The organism is Clostridium thermopalmarium DSM 5974 (genome assembly GCF_002995795.1).
In the GTDB taxonomy this organism is placed as follows: Bacteria; Bacillota; Clostridia; order Clostridiales; family Clostridiaceae; genus Clostridium_H; species Clostridium_H thermopalmarium.
Genome location: NZ_PVXN01000059.1, coordinates 25,935 through 43,139, shown reverse-complemented (window position 1 = coordinate 43,139; position 17,205 = coordinate 25,935). Strand labels below are relative to the sequence as shown.

The following is a 17,205-nucleotide window of genomic DNA, read 5'->3' as shown; positions in this document are numbered from 1 at the left end:
TTATAATCAGTATCATGAACCATAGTGAAAATCTCCTGTATGTTTATACTCAACACCTATATCATACATGATTTTCACTATGGTTTTAATATTTTTTTATCTGTTGCATTTAATTTTACAATGAACCTCAGCATTTTTATTTTTAAATTCTTATATTTTATATTATAAAATTTTTAAACTACGTTCTTAACCTTCTTTTTCTAAATTACATTACTTAAAATATTCATTAAGTGGAAGCAACCTTTTCCCTTTATATGCAAACATATCTATTCTTTCAATATAAGTAAACGCATCTTTATCTAATCCATCAATGTTTTCTTTTAGATATTCTGCAATAACCTGCGCTGATAAATTTTGCTTACTTCCAGCAGTTACTAAAGCTTCTATATGAAGAATAGATTCTTTTATGCTAAATTTAATTTCTTTAATTAAAGGCTTTATATTTACTTCTTTTTCACCTTTTTTACTCTTTTTTACTATATTCCATTCTGATAACTTCATCAATTTATTTAATTCTTGTTCTACATTCTTCTCATCAGTACATCTTAAATCCAGAGTATATTTTGCTGCTTCCACTGCTGCCATAGCTTGAGGCTTCTTTTTCTTTCCATCTTTATCTTTAACTTTCACCACATCTAATGCTTTAATTCCTGCAGGTGCATTCTTATTAAATTCTTCTTTTATATAATCTTCATCCACTTCTTTGCTAAACTCTACATCCATATATTCTCCTTTAGAATACACACCTACAGAAAGAGGTTGAGCTATTGATAAGATTATATGTGGATTAAATCCTTTTGAATATGCTACAGGAAGATCAGCTCTTCTTAGAATTCTCTGAATAGTTCTCATCAGTTCTAAATGAGATACAAATTTTATATCACTACCTTTAGTATATTTAATTAAATATCGCATTTTTAAAACAAGCCCCCTCTTTAAAGCATTCTGATGTGTTTATACCGCAATTTGTACATCCAAGTCTGCAATCGCGAGTAACTTCTGCTTTCCTAGCACGTTCATTTTCTTTTATTAAAAACTCCTTTGTAACACCTATATCTATGAAATCCCATGGTAAAATTTCTTCATAATCCCTTTCACGATATGCATAGAAATCTCCATCTACACCGCATTCAGCCATAGCTTCTTTCCAAATTTCAAAGTTGAAGTACTCTCCCCAACCATCAAACTTAGCTCCTTTCTCGAAAGCTTTTACAAGAACATCACAAAGCTTTCTATCTCCTCTTGCAAACACAGCCTCTATATAGCTAACTGGAGACTCATGCCAATTATATACTATATGTCTGTTTTTTATCGACTCTCTTAAAAGCTTAATTTTTTCTTTAACTTGTTCCATAGTATCTTGCGGTGCCCATTGGAAAGGTGTAAAAGGCTTTGGTACAAATATAGAAGTGCTTAAAGTAACTCTAAGTCCTTTCTTCCTATCTCCCTTAGGAACCTTATAATACTCTTCTACAACCTTTTCTCCAAGGTCTGCTATGCCAAGTATATCCTCATTGGTTTCATATGGAAGCCCTATCATAAAGTAAAGCTTTATAGTAGACCAACCTGACTTAAAAGCACTGGATACAGACTCCATAAGATCCTTCTCTGTAACACCTTTGTTTATAATATCTCTCATTCTTTGACTTCCAGCTTCTGGTGCAAATGTAAGTCCTGTCTTTCTCACCTTTTGAATTTCATTTATTAAGTCTACTGAGAAAGAATCTATTCTTATAGACGGTAAAGATATCCCTACCTTTTTTTCTTTATACTTTTCTATTAAAGATCTTACAAGATTTTGAATATCTGAATAATCACAAATACTTAAGGATACAAGTGAAACTTCTTCATATCCTGTAGACTTTAATAATTTACCTACTTGTTCCATTATCTTATCTGTAGTCTTTTCTCTGACTGGTCTATATATCATCCCTGCTTGACAAAATCTACATCCTCTAGTACATCCTCTAAAAGTTTCAACAGTAACCCTATCATGTACTATTTCTCCATACGGAACTATTAATTTATCTGGAAAATCTACTTCATCTATATTTCGAATTACTGCCTTAGTAACCTTTTCAGGTACATCTTTATATTTAGGCTTAAATTCTTTTATAGTTCCATCTTCATGGTAACTTACTTCATAAAGGCTTGGAACATATATCCCCCTTATTTTTACTGCTTCTCTTAAAAATTCTTTTTTACTTAAGCCCTTCTTTTTACATTCTTGATACAGATCTAATACTTCATTTAATTGAGCTTCGCCTTCTCCTAAGGCAAACATATCAGCAATGTCATAAAGTGGTTCAGGATTATATGCGCATGGTCCTCCACATATAACTATTGGATCTTCTTCACTTCTTTTAGAAGCTCTTACAGGAATACCTGCCATATCAAGCATGTTTAGTATATTAGTATAACTCATTTCATACTGTAGTGTAAAACCAACGAAATCAAATTCCTTTAAAGAATCCTTAGTTTCTAAAGTATACATAGGAATGTTATTTTCTCTCATAAGCTTTTCCATATCTGGCCATGGTGCAAATGCTCTTTCGCAGAAAGTATCCTTTCTTTGATTTAGAACATAGTACAGGATTTTAGTTCCTAAGTGAGACATTCCAACTTCATATACATCTGGAAAACAAAAAGCAAATCTTATGTCTACTTCATCTTTATTCTTGTAGAAAGAATTTAATTCTCCACCTGTATATCTGATAGGTTTTTCAACCTTATATAATATATCATCTGATATTTTATTCATTAATCTTCCTCCTGTGTTAATTCTTCAATCATATCTTTGTATTGTACCATAATTTTAAAAATAAAATCAATTCCTTAAAGTTCTTTCTTATCTTCCTTCCACTTTTTCCATTCGTCAATACTCACTTTAGCAAGTTTATCTATCTTATCTATTTCATCTATATTCTTCAAATATTCTTCTATTGTTATATTTCCATATACCTTTAACGCCTCTACTAATTCTTCTTCGTATATTACATTTATTGCCTTCATATCACTATCTAATACTATAAAAATATTATATTTATTTTTATCTACTATACTCAAAGCATCTAACAAAGTCTTTTTGCAATATATGGATATACTTCTATTTCCCATATATCCTCTCTTTATAAATTTATATTTTTTTTTCACAATATCACTCATAATTAAATATACTATCCTTTCTTTCTCTTTATATGATGTAATTACTATTAAACCTCCTATAATACCAATACTAATATATCTATATCCAAATACCATGAGTATTAAAAAATAACCCGTTATGATTATTCCTATGCCAATACTAATATTAACTGTTATTTTGTTTGCTCTTTTATAAAATGTTCTAAATGAAATAATATCCCTAATTATTCTTCCCCCATCCAAAGGAAATGCTGGAATAAGATTAAAAATTCCTAAGGATAAATTGCTCATATATAATATATCCAGATAGTTACTTTGAAATTTAATATTTAATAAATAGAAAATCACAGCAAAAACTAAATTAAACAAAGGCCCACTTAAAGATATTATTAAATCTTCCTTTGGATCCGCTTCATCTAACTCCTTAAATTTAAGTACTGCTCCTATAGGCAAAATTTCTATACCAAATCCACCAAATCCTAATTTTTTAGCTGTTACATAATGTACAAGTTCATGAAGAAATACAAGCACAAAGGATACTAAAATCTTTCCTTTAAATCCTATGATTATGAGTACAATTATATAAGGAATAAAAAGCTTGCTGATTTTTATGATTAGCTCTTCTTTTTCTTTCATTCTTTATTTCTCTGCCCTAATCATCTTTTCTAAACCTTTGTTCTGTCCCATAAATAGAACTTCAAAATGGACATGCTTTTTTGTATCAATATTTTCTGCTATATTATCTCCTTTTTTTACTAGGTCATTTTTATTTACTAATACTTTATCTAAATTAGAGTATAAAGTTTCTATACCCTCTCCGTGATCTATTATTATATAGCTTCCAAGATCAGTATCTTTTCCACATTCCTTTACTTTTCCATCATAGCTTGCAAAAATCTCTCCTTTTTCTGAAGTTCCTATGTTTATACCTTCATCATCTTCTTTAATAATGCCTTCAGCAGGTAATGTGAATTTTTCTCTTATCTTTTCTTTTATAGTTTGTCCTCTTGTAAATTTTGTTTTTATCTTATCTATGATTTCTACTGTTTTATCTTGAATACTTTCATTTTCATCTAAGGCTTTTACTTTACTTACAATTTCTTTATAGTCCAAATTAGTGTTTACAACTTGTTTAGAATATTTATAAATCATTTGTGTTTGTGGAATTTGTATAACTTTACAAACAATAACCACTATGAACATGGCAAGTACTCCACATAAGTCTTGAATTATTTTTCTTATTACTGGGTTTCCCTTATAACTTTTTTCTGAATACCTTTCAAAATAATTTTTATTGTTACTCCTTTTATTTATAATAGATTTATAATAATTTTCATACTGAGAATTATAGTTTCCCATCTTTTATCCCCCCATCTACAAACTTACACTATAATATATATTTGCTTAGAACTATTTCTATTACAATGAATAAAAAAAAGGCACTTTTCACTCGAAATGCCTTTTTTATTGCTATTCTTTATTTAATGCTTCTAATAAAGCATTTAATTCAATTCCATGTATCATAGCTGCCTCTTCAAGAGTTTCACCTTGAGATGATGGACACCCTACGCATCCCATTCCAAAGTTCATTAAAATTTCTGCTTTTGACCTGTCTATTCTTATTACTTCTCCTATTGTCATATCTTTTGTAAATTTCATAATATAATTCTCCTTTTCTCTTAATACTATAGAATATTTTAAGATTGCAGAATTTATTAGATTTCAAAATCGTTTAAAATTTAATTTTATTCACAAATTTTTAAAACATATTCTATTATATATTTCCCAAACAAAATAAAAAATAAGCATTTTCTAAAAAAATACTTTAGAAAATGCTTATTTTTTATTATTTTACAATTTGAGTCATTCTTAAAGAATATTCTTCTTTTTGAGCAGTTTTTTTACTAATCTTACTTAAAATCCAATATGAAATTCCAAGAGCTACAATTCCTAACAAAAAACTTAAAATTTCAACATTTCCATATCCTAATGTAGCGAATACTTTCATGCCTACTCCTATTCCAATTGCTAGCATAATCAATGGGAAAACATATACCCACAACAGCATTTTATTAAAGGCATTCTGCTTCATTTCAACTTTTACCTTATCTCCTATCTTAGCTCCAAGTGTATTTTTTATTTCAGTTGTAACCCCTGCTGATGCACAAGCTAACTTACAGCTAGCACAGCTATCTCCACAGCCTCCTTGTCTTTTAAAGGAAACCACAGCGTATTCACCTTGAATAGAAGTTACATATCCTGTTTGTACCATTCTAATCAACTCCTACAAATGTTCTTAATCACTACGTTTTTTTTGTTATTATATCATATATCCATTAAAATTTCTAAGAGTTTAGTCACACTTTTTATTGAGGAATAAACATAGTTTGAGTAGTATATATCTTATCAGAAATTACAGATACATCTACGGATACTGCATATCCTGGTTCAGCTAATCCAACTAGAACAGGTATAATGGTTCTTTCATTACTTTGTATCATTCCCGAATAATAAGTATCTCCAGATTTATAATGACAAACTATCCTAACCTCAGCTCCTGCTGGACCTGTCACGGTTATATTTACAATTGAATTTTGTACAGGAAAAGTATTATCAACACTTGCTGTCACATTAGGAGAAGATTTTTTAACTTGAAGAGCAAATGCTGTTTGTTCTTCAAGACTAAGCACTACTCCGGCAGCTAATGAAAAAATAATTACTGTTACTATTATAATAAGTATCTTATTGTTTACTCTTATATATCTTCTCATTTATTGTCCTTCTTTCATTATCCTTATTATACTAAAAATATACACTATGGCAACACTAGACCAAATACTGTATAACAATATTATTATAATTTAGTTATTACAATATACTTAAAAATAATTATTGAATTTCTAATACTTTGTATCTTTTCATTAAAAAATCTTTATCAAAACTTCCACCTTGTCTCCATCCTACAAATATATCTATAGATGCACCCATGTATTTTTCTATATATTTTCTATTATACTCATAAGTATCTAAGTCATTAAATGCACTTTGATTATTACTAATATCCTCATCCTCATTTAAGAATCTCTGTTCCTTGTCCCCACTTAAATAAAAAAAGAAAGCCATAATCATGATTTATCGAATAAATCAATGTTTATGACTTCTTAAATACATACTTTTTAACACTTAATTCTTTTTCCTTGTTTTGGATTTTCTAACCCCATTCACTTCTATATTTTTTAAACTATTCCTTGTGCCATCATAGCCTCTGCAACCTTTATAAATCCAGCAATGTTTGCTCCTACTACAAGATTATCTTCATATCCATATTCTTTAGCAGCTTTAGATGAATTTTCATAAATATTCTTCATTATGCCTTTTAGCTTTGCATCTACTTCTTCAAAAGTCCATGAATATCTCATGCTGTTTTGAGACATTTCTAAAGCAGAAACAGCAACTCCACCAGCGTTAGCAGCTTTTGCAGGTGCAAAAAGAACTTTATTATTTATAAATACATCTATAGCTTCTAAAGTTGAAGGCATATTAGCACCTTCTCCAACAGCTATTACTCCATTTTTAACTAATGTCTTAGCATCTTCTTCATTTAATTCATTTTGAGTAGCGCAAGGAAGAGCTATATCACATGGTATATTCCATACACCTTTTCCTTCTGTGTATTTAGCTTCAGGACGATATTTAACATACTCTGTCAATCTCTTTCTTTCTACTTCCTTGATTCTCTTTAATAGAGCTAAATCAATTCCATTTTCATCATAGATATACCCATTAGAATCACTGCATGATACTACTTTTGCTCCTAATTGCTGTGCTTTTTCTATAGCATAGATGGCAACATTACCTGCTCCAGATACAACTACAGTTTTTCCTTCAAAGCTCATTCCTTTTGCTTTTAACATTTCATCAACAAAATAAACTAATCCATAACCAGTTGCTTCTGTTCTTGCAAGGCTTCCTCCAAAAGTTAATCCCTTTCCAGTTAAAACTCCCTCATAAGAATTTGTCATTCTCTTATATTGTCCATATAAATATCCGATTTCTCTTCCACCTACTCCAATATCACCAGCAGGTACATCTATATCTTTTCCTATGTACTTTGAAAGCTCTGTCATAAAACTTTGACAAAATCTCATGATTTCTCTATCAGATTTTCCTTTAGGATCAAAATCTGAACCACCTTTTCCTCCTCCTATTGGAAGACCAGTAAGAGAATTTTTAAAGATTTGCTCAAATCCTAAAAACTTAATTATGCTTAAATTTACACTTGGATGAAATCTAAGTCCTCCTTTATATGGTCCTATAGCACTATTAAATTGAACCCTAAATCCTCTATTAACTCTAACTTTTCCTTCATCATCTACCCATGGAACTCTAAACATTATTTGTCTTTCTGGTTCAACAATTCTATCCAAAATCCCTTCTTCAATATATTCAGGATGTTTTTCTAAAACTGGAACTAAAGACTTTAAAACCTCTTTTACTGCTTGATGAAATTCACTTTCATATGAATTTCTTTTTAACACACCTTCAAACACCTGTTCTACATACTGTTTTGCTTCCATAAAACAACCCCCTATTAATTTAAATTCCTTTGTTATTCAATATAATATCACAAATTTAATAAAATTAATATACGTTTTTTAAAATTTATATAAATTTTTGCAGCTTTTTTTAGCAATTTAATAACACATCAATATACATACTATATTTTCCAAAAGTAAATTTAATTTAGATATAAATCATAATAATTTGTTTAGTGTACACATTTTTGTACTTATTGTGCAATATTAACCTACAAATTGTTGCAAATAGTTTCAAAAAATTAAAATACACTGCTTAAAAATTGCAGTGTATTTTAATTTTTATTAATCACAAAGCTTATTTTAATTTTAAAATATCTTTAATTATTTCTCCAGCCATTATCATGCCTGCAACAGGTGGAACAAAAGATATACTTCCTGGTATTTGTCTCTTATGTGAACATTTTTTACTTCCTCCTGTGCATACACAGCCTTCCTTGCAAGTAATAACTTCTTCTAATTTAGGCTTAAGAGGTGTTTCTTCTGAATACACTACCTTAAGTTCCTTAACACTTCTTTTCCTAAGTTCGTATCTCATAACCTTTGCTAAAGGACAAATCTTGGTATTATAGATATCTGAAACTTTAAATGCTGTTGGATCCATCTTATTCCCAGTCCCCATACAACTTATTATATTTATATTTCTTTCTTTACACCAAACTATAGTAGAAATTTTAGATGATACAGTATCTATAGCATCTGCTACATAATCTACATCTTTTTTTATTATTTCATCTATGTTATCTTCTTTTATAAATGTTTCATAGACTTCTACATTGCACTTAGGATTTATACTTAGTATTCTATCTCTCATAACCTCTACTTTAGACTTGCTTATGGTATCAAATTTAGCATGTATCTGTCTATTCAAGTTAGTTAAACAAACAGTATCATCATCCACTATAACTAAATTCCCTACTCCTGCCCTTACTAAAGCCTCAGCAGTAAAACTTCCAACTCCACCTAATCCTAAAACTATTACTTTGCTGTTTTTTAATCTATCTAATCCATCCTTCCCAATTAATAATTCAGTTCTCGAAAATAAATGTTGTTTCATAAAGCCCTCCTATATCCTACTTTTCCTATAGGATATACTAAGCAATTATTATGTGAAAGTCAATATTTTTTTATAAACTTTACCTAAAATCCAAAGTTAATAAATAGCTCAATTACTTTCAAATAAAGAAAGTAATTGAGCTATTTATTAATACAATTATTCTCATCAACCATCTCTTCAATTTTTTTAGCAAATTCATTGCTTATTTTTTCTACTAACTGTACATCTTTAGATTCTGTATATATCTTGCATAAAGGCTCCTCTACATCTGGAATAACAAGTATCCAAGCATCTCCGTATTCAAATTTAATTCCTTCTATAATTTCTGTAACTTTATAATCCATTTTCTCCATTAAACTGCGCATTATTTTTCCTTTAATATTAGAAGGGCATCTGACCTTTTGCTCTTTCTTATGATAGGTAGAAAATCTAGATATAATTTGAAATAGAGACAAGCTATCATTTGCCATTAAGTTTAAGGTAAACATAAGTATTCCTACAGCATCCAAAGTAATCAAATATCCATTTATAATGTCCATTTTTGTCAAGCTTTTTTCATTTTTTATATACTCATCTAAAATGCTTTTTTGTGATGTCTTTGTTCTTATAAATTTAACTTTACACATAGAAGCAACTTTTTTTATTGCTTCAGATGAAGTTACTGGTACCACTAATGTATTAATTTTAGAGTATTTCAACATTATAAAATACCTTAATGCATCATATGAATCTTCTTTTATTATATTTCCTTTTTCATCTACAAAAGTTGCATATTCTCCTTCATCGGAAATATATACTCCTAAGTTAGCTTTGTTTTCTACAACTTTTTTGCTAAGTCCAACTAAATCCTTAACCTTTTCATATAATACAGCATTAACTTCAAGTTCAGAGAAAATCTCTTTTACTATATAACATATTAAAGAATTTCTAGTACTTATTACCACCTTATATTTCTTTATTTTAATTTTGGGTATATCTAATCTATTAATAATAGATCTGATATAATATTTTTCATTATTATCAAAATGAACTACACCTTTAAAGCAATCTGTCCTTACCCTTCTAAAGTCTTCTCTTATAAAGCTATTTTCAATTTTTCTTTCCATGGATTTATCTATATCTATACCATTCTCATTCATAAATAATATATTAACCTTTTGTGGATTATCTTTATCTACTATAACGTGAATAGCTCCACTAACTCTGAAAAACTTAACAGCATATCTTGTCATAGCCGTAGTTGTTTCTTCAAGATCATAAACTTCCATGCCCATAGATAATAGCCCTGTAGCAAGAGAATATTTAATCATCTGAGCCGCTCCGTTATCATTACAGCTTATAGCTACTCTACTTCCGTATTTTAGCAACGAACCATATGCAGAGCCTAACTTTGAGACAAATTCTGGAGTTATATCTATGTTTATACCTCCAGTTATCCCTTTCTTTCCGAAGAGGGTTCTTGAAAACTTTTCACCCCAGATAATATTGGATTTTACTATAGTATTTGATTCTATTAACTTGTTAGGCCATATTTTAACTCCTGGCTTCACTATAGAGTTTGTTTTAATTAATGTATCATCGCCTATTGCAGCACCTTCAAATACTGACGTTTTCGATTCTAACTGTACATTTTTACAAAGAACTGTTCCTCTTATCTCTGCATTGTCTCCTACATAACAATTGTCAAATAATATGCTTCTTTTTATAGTTGCTCCAGCTGATATAATGTTATTTCTACCAAGTACAGTATACGGTCCTATCTCAGCCCCTCCATATATTCTCGTATTATTTCCTATAAATACAGGAGGTATTATCTTTGTTTTTATATCTATTTCACAGTTTTTTCCTACCCATATTTTATTTTTATATTTTTCTAAATCAACTTTTAATTTAGCATTTCCTCTTAATATATCGAAATGACACTTAGTATATTCTTGAATAGTTCCAATATCGCACCAATACCCATCTGCAACATAAGTATATAAAGTTTCTCCATTATTAATTAGCATAGGGAATAAGTCCTCACTAAAGTCGAATTTTTTATTTTTCCCATAATAGGAAAAAATTCTTGGTTCTAATATATATATTCCTGTATTTACCTTATCACTAATAACTTCATTCCACCTTGGTTTTTCTAAAAATTCAGTAACTCTTCCTTCTTTATCAGTTAAGACCACTCCATATTCTAAAGGGACTTGTACTTCTTTTAGTACTAAAGTCCCTATAGCATTTTTGCTTTTATGATAATCAATAACTTTAGATAAGTTTATGTTTGTTAAAGAATCTCCACTTATAACAATAAAAGTATCATCTAAAAAATCTTCTGCATTCTTTACACTTCCCGCTGTCCCTAATGGAGTTTCTTCAATGAAATATTTTATTCTAACTCCAAACTTATTCCCATCTTCAAAATAATTGGTTACTTCATCTGCTAAGTATTGTAAGGTTATTCCTATATCCTCTATGCCATTTTTCTTTAATAACTCTATTATGTATTGCATAATAGGCTTATTCAATATTGGCATCATAGATTTAGGTGTATTACAAGTAAGCGGTCTCAGTCTACTTCCAAGTCCACCTGCCATAATAATTGCCTTCATGCACTTCACTCCTCTTACAATCCTTATCTCTATTCCTAACCTGCCCACTCAGTTCCTTTAGCTTCTTTTAATACCTGTTTATATACTTCGGTTGTAAGCTCAGCAATCTGCTTCCAAGAGTAGTTCTCCTTTACACTTTTTAATCCATTCTCTCTTAATTTATTTGCCAATTCAGTATTATTTAATACTTCTAGCAAACTGTCCTTTAAACTAGTAGTAGAGCCACTCATAAATTTCAACCCATTAATTCCGTGGCGTATTATTTCTGAAAATCCTCCTATATCAGAGGCAATTACAGGACATCCTGCTGCCATAGCTTCTAAAGCTACTATTCCAAAAGGTTCATATATAGAAGGAAAAACTGCTGCATCGGATATGCGATATAATTTACCCTTTTCTTCTTCACTTATATATCCTGTAAATATGACTTTTTCTTCAATTCCTTCATTTAATACTATATCTTTTAATTCTTCTGTCATACTTCCTGTTCCAGCTATTATAAATTTAATTTTAGCATTTTCTTTTAATATTTCAGGAATTGCATTTATAAGTATGTGTATTCCCTTTTCAAAAACATGTCTCCCTATATATAAAACAATCTTTTCATCATTTTTTGCATATTTTTTTCTAACATTGTATAAATCATTCTTTTCCTGAAAGTTTACAACCTTTACTCCATTAGGTATAATCCATATTTTTTCTCTTGGTGTAGAAAATATAGTTGCAATCTGCTCTTTCATATAATTGCTGCAAACAATTACCTTCCAAGCTTCATAGGTAAGATTCCATTCTGTAGAAGATATATATCTTTGCATATCTGTTTTAATTCCAGCATTTCTTCCATATTCGGTAGCATGAATAGTAGCTATAAGTGGTATATTATAAGCCCATTTTAGAGCCTTAGCAGCAAATGTAGAAAGCCAATCATGAGCATGTATTATATCCATTCTTCCTTGTAATTTTATTATCCTTATACTTTCTTCTATCATTGCAAAATTTAACTGCATTACCCACTTTATAAAATCTTGAGTTTGTATTTTATACGGCTCTACTCTATAAATAAAAACTCCATTATCATTTTCCTTTATAGGAGCTATCCCATCTTGACAGGTTACTACATGAACTTCATGCCCCATTTCACACAAACTATGAGATAAATGATAAACATGATTAGATAAGCCCCCAACATTTTTAGGTGGATATTCCCATGATAATATTAATATTCTCATTTATTTGCTACGCTCCTTTAATCTGTATACTAATCTTTGGATTAATTTACTTTACTTTTATTATAATGTATAAATATATATTTTCAACCATTTTATGTAAATAAACTTCAAAAGAAAAGACAGCTGCTTAGTTTAAGTGCTGTCTTTCCTTTGAGCATATTTTAAGTTATTTTTCCTTTTTAAGCATTTCACCTATAGCTGATATACTGCCAAGAGAAGATAAAGTTTCATTTGGAAGTATAAGTTTATTAGCAGGAGAATTTGCCATTTCTTTAAGTGCTTCTACCTGTTTTAAAGCTATTACAGTTTCATTGGTTCCTGATTCAATTATAGCTCTATTAACTATATTTATGGCCTCCGCTTGTGCCTTAGCCACAATCTCTATAGCTTTAGCTTTACCTTCAGCTTCAAGAAGCTGGGATTCACGAAGCCCCTCAGCACGTCTTATATTAGCTTCTTTTTCTGCTTCTGCCTGGAGTATTCTTGATTGCTTTTCTCCCTCTGCTCTTGCAATTTCACTTTGCTTTTGACCTTCAGCTTGTAATATTGCAGCTCTCTTATCTCTTTCAGCTTTCATTTGTTTTTCCATAGCCTGCTGAATTTCTGCTGGTGGTATTATATTCTTTATTTCTACAGAGAGAATTTTAATTCCATAGGCATCTGTAATTTCATCGATTATTTCTAAAAGTTTAGAGTTAATTCGATCTCTTCCCGATAAAACCTCATCTAAAGACATATCTCCTACTATATTCCTCATATTTGTAATAGTAGAGTAAACTATACCTGATTTATAATCTTCAATATTATAAACGGCATCCTTTGCATTTAAAACTTTATAAAATATAACATTATCTATAGAAATTTTAACATTGTCCTTAGTTATAACACTTTGAGGTTGTATATCTAAAATTTGCTGTTTAGTTGATATTTTTTTTCTTACGAACTCTACAAATGGGATTATAAAGTGCCATCCTGGCTCAAGAGTCCTGTGATATTGACCAAATCTCTCTACAATGTATACATATCCCGTGTTTACAATTTTAATGGACGACACTATTGAAATTAGAATTATAACTAAAATTATTATTCCTAAAATATTAAAAAACATTTTTTTGCCCCTTCCTTATTACAATTTTTTAATTAGCAATTTATTGCCTTCAATACCAATAATCTTAACCTTATCTCCTCTGTTTATTCTCTCCCCCTTATTTTTTACAGTCCAATATATTCCTTCAAACTTTATTGTAGTCTTATCTACTATATCTTTATCGCTTATAAATTCTCGCCCGATATATCTCTCTTCCATAGTGGGAGTTATGGGAACAGTTTTTTTTATGGTCTTTTTAACATATGGATAACCTATAGCCATTAAAGCTATACTTAATCCTGTAAAGCTAATAACTTGAGCTGAAAAAGAAAATCCTAAAATTGCAAGTATTAAGGATACAACTCCTCCAATTGTAAACCATATAAATAAGAAACTACTAGTTACTATATCTATCCCTAAAGTCACGCTAGCTATAATTATCCATAATATTATATATCCCCTTACAATTGATACCACCTTCTTTCATTAAATATTATAACACTACAAAGTTATTATACATTAAATTATACGCCATTTAACATAATTAGTAAAATTATTATATATCCTTTATATTCTATTCTATTTATTACTCAGTGTACTTTTATCTCAATTTTATATGCACTCTAGAAATAAATTATGCAAAAATTCATTTGAAAGTTTAGTCCCTTTGCTCAATCTAGGTAGATTGATAAGATATAACATGTTGACAGACAAGCATTTTAGGGGTTAAAGTTTAATAGTGAAAATATTATTAATACATATACATAAACAAAAAGATGGAGTGTGAATTTAATGAACTTTATTAGAGTAGCAGCGGCATGCCCTGTGGTTAATGTTGCAGATATAGAATTCAATGTTAAAAATATAAAAGAATGCATAAATGCAGCCTTAAAAGAGAATTCAAAATTAATAGTCTTGCCAGAGCTAGCTATAACTTCTTATACTTGTGGAGATTTATTTCTACAGCAGCACCTAATTCATGAAGCTATCAATGGAGTACAGGATATTCGTGACTTTTCTTTGGGTAAAGATATTTTAATAGCAGTTGGCGCTCCTTTACTTTATAGGAATCGCCTATATAATTGTGCTTATATTATATATAACGGAAAAATACTCGGAATTGTTCCTAAAAATTATATACCAAATTATTCAGAGTTTTATGAAAAGCGATGGTTTACCGAAGGTTATGATATAATTAATCACTATGTAGATCTTTCTTTTCAAAAACATATACCTTTTGGAATAAACCTAATATTTTCAAGTGAAGTTTTTAAATTTGGATTTGAAATTTGTGAAGATTTATGGACTGTAATACCACCTAGTTCATATCTTGCTCTTCTTGGTGCCAATATAATAGGAAATCTTTCTGCATCCAATGAACTTGTGTCAAAATCTAGTTATAGAAAATCTATGATATCTTCACAAAGTGCTAGATGTATTTCTTCTTATGTTTATTCTTCTTCAGGAGTATTTGAATCTACAACAGATTTAGTTTTTAGTGGACATTTAATTATAGAAGAAAATGGGAATTTGTTAAAAGAAAATCATAGATTTCAGAGAGAAAATGAAATTATTACCTCAATTATTGATGTAGATAAATTAATTAATGAAAGAATTCGAAACTTAAGCTTTAGAGATAGCACTAGACTTTGTCCTTTTGAACCATTCGAAATCAACTTCGAGTTTGAAAACACTAAACCTCACAATTTTGATAGATTTATAGATAAACATCCTTTCGTACCTTCTGATGAACATGAAAGAGAAGAACGCTCAGAGGAAATACTTAATATACAGTCTGCTGGACTTGCAAAGCGCTTAAATCATACTGGAATTGATAAAGTTGTCATTGGAATTTCTGGTGGATTAGATTCTACTTTAGCATTGCTCGTATCAGTTAGAACTTTGGATATGCTAAAGCTTCCTAGAAAAAATATTATAACTATAACAATGCCTGGTTTTGGAACTACAGATAGAACTTATAATAATGCAGTTCTCTTATGCAGGGAACTTGGTACTGATTTTAGAGAGATAAATATAGTAGATGCCTGTCTTCAACATTTTAAGGATATCGAACATGCGGCAGAAATTCATGATGTTACCTATGAAAATGTGCAAGCAAGAGAAAGAACTCAAATTCTTATGGACGTAGCCAATAAAGAAGGTGCTCTTTTAGTTGGAACCGGCGACCTTTCTGAGCTGGCTTTAGGATGGGCTACATACAACGGAGATCATATGTCTATGTATTCTGTAAACTGCTCTATCCCTAAAACCCTTGTTAGATATTTGGTTGAATATTCAGCGAATCACAATTTTTCTTCTACAATCTCAAAAACTTTAAAAGATATATTAGATACACCAGTAAGCCCTGAACTTCTTCCAAAAAATAGCAACGGGGAGATATCTCAAAAAACTGAAGATATTGTAGGACCTTATGAATTGCATGACTTTTTTCTATACTACTTTATAAGACATAACGCCACTCCTGAGAAAATTCTTTTCCTTGCAAAAGAAGCTTTTAAAGAAGATTATGATGATGCTACTATTGAAAAGTGGTTTGATAAATTTATAAGAAGATTTTTCACTCAGCAATTTAAACGTTCTGCTATACCTGATGGTCCTAAGGTTGGAACCATAAGCCTCTCTCCAAGAGGAGATTTACGAATGCCATCAGATGCCAGCTACAAACTATGGATTAATAATTAGCAACCAAGCTACTGAGATTTAAGTTTCAATTCAATAACAAATAAGATTTTATTTAATTTAAATATATAATTGCTAATCACTTGTCTAGAATATTAAGAATAAGTGATTAGCATTTTTTATTACCATCATATAGCTCTATTTAACCTTTATTTACTTATATATATCCACTATGAGTCCACTTATTTCATCAATAGTACTTGCTATACTTAAGTTTTCTTTTTCATCACTTAATAACATTTGTGTAAGTTCTTCTAACTTACTATCTATTATTTCAACTGTTATAAAATATTGAGTTTGCCAAAAGCTTATATCTTGTTTAACTCTATACATATAATCTAAAACTGACTCTAAATATTCCTTTATGATTTTTTTATAAGCTACCACATCAGCATAACATTTTGTAATAACTAATCTATTCCCCTTCTTTTTTATATCTTCTAGCATTTGCTTTAATTGCTGTTCTGATTTTTTTTGTTGTGCAAAGCTAAAACTTTGTGAAAAACTTTTTTTACTCGATACAACATTTCTTTTGGAATTTATTTGAGTTCTTCCATTTATTCTTGATATCTCCACATCATCACCTCTACCTTATACTATATTTAATCTCATTTTTATAAATATTATAGCATATGTAAGAATTGGTATAATACTTATTTTTATATTTACTTACCCTCGTTTTTTACAACTATTTTCATTTAAGGGATAATACTCATATACCTTCAATATTATCACAGACATAATGAACCTTCCATACTCCTTTTAAAGTATGTTTTTTTAAAATCTATTATAT

Annotated in this window: 16 protein-coding genes; 1 reads left to right on the top strand and 15 read right to left on the bottom strand. The window is 29.6% G+C overall.

What is annotated here, in order from left to right:
* Nucleotides 1–210: 210 nt before the first annotated feature.
* The 14 genes from CPAL_RS11990 to CPAL_RS11925 form a co-directional block, all read right to left on the bottom strand.
* Nucleotides 211–915 (bottom strand): TIGR03936 family radical SAM-associated protein, encoded by a 705-nt coding sequence (locus CPAL_RS11990; protein ID WP_061858633.1) that lies wholly within the window; start codon nucleotides 913–915, stop codon nucleotides 211–213.
* On the bottom strand, nucleotides 899–2,761 hold the full coding sequence (locus CPAL_RS11985; RefSeq protein WP_061858632.1) for a TIGR03960 family B12-binding radical SAM protein: 1,863 nt from the start codon (nucleotides 2,759–2,761) through the stop codon (nucleotides 899–901). The genes CPAL_RS11990 and CPAL_RS11985 overlap by 17 nt, the downstream gene beginning before the upstream one ends.
* A 74-nt stretch (nucleotides 2,762–2,835) precedes the next feature.
* Entirely contained in the window at nucleotides 2,836–3,780 is a 945-nt protein-coding gene (locus CPAL_RS11980) for a M50 family metallopeptidase (protein ID WP_082787883.1), read from the bottom strand.
* Between the two features lie 3 nt (nucleotides 3,781–3,783).
* Complete coding sequence (locus tag CPAL_RS11975; RefSeq protein ID WP_061858631.1) at nucleotides 3,784–4,503, bottom strand: M23 family metallopeptidase; 720 nt, start codon at nucleotides 4,501–4,503, stop codon at nucleotides 3,784–3,786.
* A 111-nt stretch (nucleotides 4,504–4,614) separates the two neighbouring features.
* Nucleotides 4,615–4,803, bottom strand: coding sequence for a DUF1858 domain-containing protein (locus CPAL_RS11970; RefSeq protein WP_061858630.1), 189 nt, complete (start codon nucleotides 4,801–4,803; stop codon nucleotides 4,615–4,617).
* Nucleotides 4,804–4,990: 187 nt separating this feature from the next.
* On the bottom strand, nucleotides 4,991–5,416 hold the full coding sequence (locus CPAL_RS11965) for a SoxR reducing system RseC family protein (RefSeq protein ID WP_061858629.1): 426 nt from the start codon (nucleotides 5,414–5,416) through the stop codon (nucleotides 4,991–4,993).
* Nucleotides 5,417–5,510: 94 nt separating this feature from the next.
* Nucleotides 5,511–5,915: a hypothetical protein gene (locus CPAL_RS11960; RefSeq protein ID WP_061858628.1), complete on the bottom strand. Its 405-nt coding sequence runs from the start codon at nucleotides 5,913–5,915 to the stop codon at nucleotides 5,511–5,513.
* A 118-nt stretch (nucleotides 5,916–6,033) separates the two neighbouring features.
* Nucleotides 6,034–6,267 (bottom strand): hypothetical protein, encoded by a 234-nt coding sequence (locus tag CPAL_RS11955; RefSeq protein WP_116485979.1) that lies wholly within the window; start codon nucleotides 6,265–6,267, stop codon nucleotides 6,034–6,036.
* A 113-nt stretch (nucleotides 6,268–6,380) separates the two neighbouring features.
* Complete coding sequence (gene gdhA / locus CPAL_RS11950; RefSeq protein WP_061858626.1) at nucleotides 6,381–7,721, bottom strand: NADP-specific glutamate dehydrogenase; 1,341 nt, start codon at nucleotides 7,719–7,721, stop codon at nucleotides 6,381–6,383.
* 316 nt (nucleotides 7,722–8,037) lie between these two features.
* Nucleotides 8,038–8,796, bottom strand: a complete 759-nt coding sequence (locus CPAL_RS11945; RefSeq protein WP_061858625.1) for a tRNA threonylcarbamoyladenosine dehydratase — start codon at nucleotides 8,794–8,796, stop codon at nucleotides 8,038–8,040.
* Nucleotides 8,797–8,936: 140 nt separating this feature from the next.
* Complete coding sequence (locus tag CPAL_RS11940; protein ID WP_061858624.1) at nucleotides 8,937–11,396, bottom strand: sugar phosphate nucleotidyltransferase; 2,460 nt, start codon at nucleotides 11,394–11,396, stop codon at nucleotides 8,937–8,939.
* Nucleotides 11,397–11,431: 35 nt separating this feature from the next.
* On the bottom strand, nucleotides 11,432–12,625 hold the full coding sequence (locus CPAL_RS11935) for a glycosyltransferase family 4 protein (RefSeq protein ID WP_061858623.1): 1,194 nt from the start codon (nucleotides 12,623–12,625) through the stop codon (nucleotides 11,432–11,434).
* A 166-nt stretch (nucleotides 12,626–12,791) separates the two neighbouring features.
* Nucleotides 12,792–13,733: an SPFH domain-containing protein gene (locus CPAL_RS11930; protein ID WP_061858622.1), complete on the bottom strand. Its 942-nt coding sequence runs from the start codon at nucleotides 13,731–13,733 to the stop codon at nucleotides 12,792–12,794.
* Nucleotides 13,734–13,751: 18 nt separating this feature from the next.
* On the bottom strand, nucleotides 13,752–14,138 hold the full coding sequence (locus tag CPAL_RS11925; RefSeq protein ID WP_242862637.1) for an NfeD family protein: 387 nt from the start codon (nucleotides 14,136–14,138) through the stop codon (nucleotides 13,752–13,754).
* Nucleotides 14,139–14,504: 366 nt separating this feature from the next.
* On the opposite strand from CPAL_RS11925, the gene CPAL_RS11920 reads away from it, so the two are divergent.
* Entirely contained in the window at nucleotides 14,505–16,415 is a 1,911-nt protein-coding gene (locus tag CPAL_RS11920; RefSeq protein WP_207654938.1) for an NAD(+) synthase, read from the top strand.
* Between the two features lie 150 nt (nucleotides 16,416–16,565).
* Here CPAL_RS11920 and CPAL_RS11915 read toward each other — a convergent pair whose 3' ends face one another.
* Nucleotides 16,566–16,982, bottom strand: coding sequence for a YaaR family protein (locus CPAL_RS11915; RefSeq protein ID WP_420535938.1), 417 nt, complete (start codon nucleotides 16,980–16,982; stop codon nucleotides 16,566–16,568).
* Nucleotides 16,983–17,205 lie beyond the last annotated feature (223 nt).

What these genes read in the sequence shown, in the direction of transcription:
- CPAL_RS11955 (WP_116485979.1), bottom strand. Translation starts at nt 6,267, where the DNA reads ATGGCTTTCTTTTTTTATTTAAGTGGGGACAAGGAACAGAGATTCTTA.
- CPAL_RS11935 (WP_061858623.1), bottom strand. Translation starts at nt 12,625, where the DNA reads ATGAGAATATTAATATTATCATGGGAATATCCACCTAAAAATGTTGGG.
- gdhA (WP_061858626.1), bottom strand. Translation starts at nt 7,721, where the DNA reads ATGGAAGCAAAACAGTATGTAGAACAGGTGTTTGAAGGTGTGTTAAAA.
- CPAL_RS11980 (WP_082787883.1), bottom strand. Translation starts at nt 3,780, where the DNA reads ATGAAAGAAAAAGAAGAGCTAATCATAAAAATCAGCAAGCTTTTTATT.
- CPAL_RS11990 (WP_061858633.1), bottom strand. Translation starts at nt 915, where the DNA reads ATGCGATATTTAATTAAATATACTAAAGGTAGTGATATAAAATTTGTA.
- CPAL_RS11930 (WP_061858622.1), bottom strand. Translation starts at nt 13,733, where the DNA reads ATGTTTTTTAATATTTTAGGAATAATAATTTTAGTTATAATTCTAATT.
- CPAL_RS11940 (WP_061858624.1), bottom strand. Translation starts at nt 11,396, where the DNA reads ATGAAGGCAATTATTATGGCAGGTGGACTTGGAAGTAGACTGAGACCG.
- CPAL_RS11920 (WP_207654938.1), top strand. Translation starts at nt 14,505, where the DNA reads ATGAACTTTATTAGAGTAGCAGCGGCATGCCCTGTGGTTAATGTTGCA.
- CPAL_RS11965 (WP_061858629.1), bottom strand. Translation starts at nt 5,416, where the DNA reads ATGGTACAAACAGGATATGTAACTTCTATTCAAGGTGAATACGCTGTG.
- CPAL_RS11960 (WP_061858628.1), bottom strand. Translation starts at nt 5,915, where the DNA reads ATGAGAAGATATATAAGAGTAAACAATAAGATACTTATTATAATAGTA.
- CPAL_RS11970 (WP_061858630.1), bottom strand. Translation starts at nt 4,803, where the DNA reads ATGAAATTTACAAAAGATATGACAATAGGAGAAGTAATAAGAATAGAC.
- CPAL_RS11945 (WP_061858625.1), bottom strand. Translation starts at nt 8,796, where the DNA reads ATGAAACAACATTTATTTTCGAGAACTGAATTATTAATTGGGAAGGAT.
- CPAL_RS11985 (WP_061858632.1), bottom strand. Translation starts at nt 2,761, where the DNA reads ATGAATAAAATATCAGATGATATATTATATAAGGTTGAAAAACCTATC.
- CPAL_RS11975 (WP_061858631.1), bottom strand. Translation starts at nt 4,503, where the DNA reads ATGGGAAACTATAATTCTCAGTATGAAAATTATTATAAATCTATTATA.